This is a genomic window from Thiomonas sp. (assembly GCF_054608695.1).
Genome location: NZ_JBTRXV010000192.1, coordinates 1 through 2,981, shown reverse-complemented (window position 1 = coordinate 2,981; position 2,981 = coordinate 1). Strand labels below are relative to the sequence as shown.

The following is a 2,981-nucleotide window of genomic DNA, read 5'->3' as shown; positions in this document are numbered from 1 at the left end:
AGGAGACAAGCATGTCGGCAGCCCCCATGGCCGCGAGCGGCCCCAGCGCGTTCGAGTCCGCCACCTACACCAAGGTGGGCTGGCGGCTCATACCCTTCCTGATGCTGTGCTATTTCGTGGCCTATCTCGACCGCGTCAACGTCGGCTTCGCGCAGCTGCAGATGAAGTCCGACCTGGGTTTTTCCGACGCCGTCTACGGCTTCGGCGCGGGCATCTTCTTCCTCGGCTATGTCCTGTTCGAGGTGCCGAGCAATCTGGTGCTGCACCGCGTCGGCGCCCGCATCTGGATCGCCCGCATCATGATCACCTGGGGGCTGATCTCCGCCCTCACGATGTTCATCCAGACGCCCACCATGTTCTACGTGGCGCGCTTCCTGCTGGGCCTGGCCGAGGCGGGTTTCTTCCCCGGCATCATCCTCTATCTCACCTACTGGTACCCGGCGGCAAAGCGCAGCCAGATGACGGCCTGGTTCATGTCGGCCGTGGCGCTCTCGGGCCTGATCGGCGGGCCGGTTTCGGGCTGGATTTTGCACAGCTTCCACGGCCACAACGGCCTGGCCGGCTGGCAGTGGCTGTTCCTGCTGGAAGGCGCGCCGGCCATGGTGCTGGGCGTGGTGGTGCTGCTCTTTCTGGATAACGGCATCGCCCAGGCGCGGTGGCTGACGGACGCCGAAAAGACATTGCTGCAAGAGCGCATCGCCAGCGAAGCCCAGACGAAAACCCATGTCTCGGCGCTGCAAGCCATGGCAAGCCCGCGCGTGTGGCTGCTGGCGCTGGTGTATTTCTCGGTGGTGATGGGCTTGTACGGCCTGGGCTTCTGGCTGCCGCTGCTGTTCAAGACCACGGGCGTGACCGACCCGCTCACCATCGGCTGGCTGGTGGCCATTCCCTACGGCGTGTCCATCATCGCCATGATTCTGGTGGGCCGCCACTCGGATGCGCGGCGCGAGCGCCGCTGGCACGTCGCCATTCCCGCGCTGCTCGGTGCCGCGGGGCTGCTGCTGTCCACGCTGTGGACCGACAACACCCTGGGCGCGGTGCTCACGCTGACCCTGGCCACCTGCGGCATCATGACCGTGCTGCCGCTGTTCTGGAGCCTGCCAACTGCGTTTCTCACCGGCACGGCGGCAGCGGCCGGCATCGCCTTGATCAACGCGCTGGGCAATCTTGCCGGCTTCTTCGGCCCCAGCATCGTCGGCTGGGTGAAGCAGGCCACGCACAGCACCAACGGCGGCATTTTGGTGCTGGCCGGTTTCATGGTGCTGTGTGCGCTGCTGGTGCTGAGCCTGCCGGCGCGCGACATCGACCGCTGAAACACTCGGCTTTCGCGCAAGCTGCGTGCAATCGGCGGCAGCGTCGCGTGAATTTCATCTCGAAGTGCGTCCCCATGACCCCTCATGTCCAACCCAAGGATCCCCGATGAGCAAGACCAGCAAGACCGCCGTGCCCAAGCTGCACGCCACCTCCAGCAATGTGCAAATCGGCATCGCCGACAAGGACCGCGCCGCCATCGCCCAGGGCCTGTCGCACCTGCTGGCCGACACCTACACGCTCTACCTCACCACCCACAACTTCCACTGGAATGTGACGGGACCGATGTTCAACACCCTGCACATGATGTTCATGACCCAGTACACCGAGCTGTGGAACGCGGTGGACCCGGTGGCCGAGCGCATCCGAGCCCTGGGCTATGCCGCCCCCGGCTCCTACACCGCCTACAGCCAGCTCACCAAGCTGGGCGACGTGCCGCTGATCCCGCCCAAGGCCGAGGACATGATTCGCGTCCTGGTGAAGGGCAACGAAGCGGTGGCAGCCACCGCGCGCGAGCTGCTGCCGCTGACGGAGAAGGCCGGCGACCAGCCCACGACCGATCTGCTGTCGGCACGCATGGACATCCACGAGAAATCGGCCTGGATGCTGCGCTCGCTGCTGGAAGGTTGACGCCGCGCCGGCCGCCAACAGCGGCCGGTGGGTGGCGCAGGGAATAATGGCGCCATGCCTCGCCGTCTCCAACTCTGGCTCGACCTCATCCGCTGGAACCGCCCCGCCGGCTGGCTGCTGCTGCTGTGGCCCACCCTCTCGGCCTTGTGGATGGCGGCGGGCGGCTTTCCCGGCTGGACCCTGCTGGCGGTGTTCGTGCTCGGCACCATCCTCATGCGTTCGGCCGGCTGCACCGTGAACGACGTGGCCGACGCCGAGTTCGACCGCCACGTGCGCCGCACCGCGCGCCGCCCCGTCACCAGCGGCGAGGTCTCCAAGCGCGAGGCCTTGGTGCTCGGCGCGGCGCTGGCGCTGGCCGCCTTCGGCCTGGTGCTGCTGACCAACGCGCTGACCATCGGCCTGTCGTTCGCCGCGCTGCTCATCGCCATCGCCTACCCGTTCACCAAGCGCTGGCTGGCGCTGCCGCAAGCCTTTCTCGGCGTGGCCTTCAGCTTGGGCATCCCCATGGCGTTCGCCGCGGCGCGCGGCGACGTGCCGCTGCTGGCCTGGTGGCTGCTGGCGGGAAACCTGTTCTGGGTGCTGGCCTACGACACCGAGTACGCCATGGTCGACCGCGAGGACGACCTGAAGATCGGCATCAAGACCTCGGCCATCACCTTCGGCCGCATCGACGTGGCCGCGGTGATGGCGAGCTATGCGATCTTCCTGGCGATGTGGCTGGCCGCCGGGCTGCAACTGGGCTTGGCCTGGCCGTTCGCGCTCGGCCTGCTGACTGCGGCCGGCATGGCGGCCTGGCACTACATGCTCATCCGCGGCCGCGACCCGGCACACTGCTTCACCGCCTTCAAGCACAACCACTGGCTGGGCTTCGCCGTATTCGCCGGCACGGCAACCGCCTACGCGCTGCGCTGAGGTTCTCCTCCCCCACGGCGTGGAGGAGGTCGGGAGGGGCATTCGAAACCCGCGAAGCGCTGCCTTCTCCTCCCCCACCCCGTGGGGGAGGTCGGGAGGGGGAAGGTCTCGTCACGCAAACACTCCCC

3 protein-coding genes are annotated in these 2,981 nt (G+C 67.3%); all 3 read left to right on the top strand.

Annotation, left to right across the window (positions count from 1 at the left end; translation table 11 throughout):
- The first annotated feature begins 11 nt into the window (after positions 1–11).
- The 3 genes from ACYCUK_RS24095 (at position 12) to ubiA (ending at position 2,853) form a co-directional block, all read left to right on the top strand.
- Positions 12–1,313, top strand: a complete 1,302-nt coding sequence (locus ACYCUK_RS24095; RefSeq protein ID WP_461597111.1) for an MFS transporter — start codon at positions 12–14, stop codon at positions 1,311–1,313.
- Between the two features lie 106 nt (positions 1,314–1,419).
- Positions 1,420–1,941, top strand: coding sequence for a Dps family protein (locus tag ACYCUK_RS24090; protein WP_112485196.1), 522 nt, complete (start codon positions 1,420–1,422; stop codon positions 1,939–1,941).
- Between the two features lie 54 nt (positions 1,942–1,995).
- On the top strand, positions 1,996–2,853 hold the full coding sequence (gene ubiA, locus ACYCUK_RS24085; protein ID WP_461597110.1) for a 4-hydroxybenzoate octaprenyltransferase: 858 nt from the start codon (positions 1,996–1,998) through the stop codon (positions 2,851–2,853).
- The last annotated feature ends 128 nt before the right edge of the window (positions 2,854–2,981 follow it).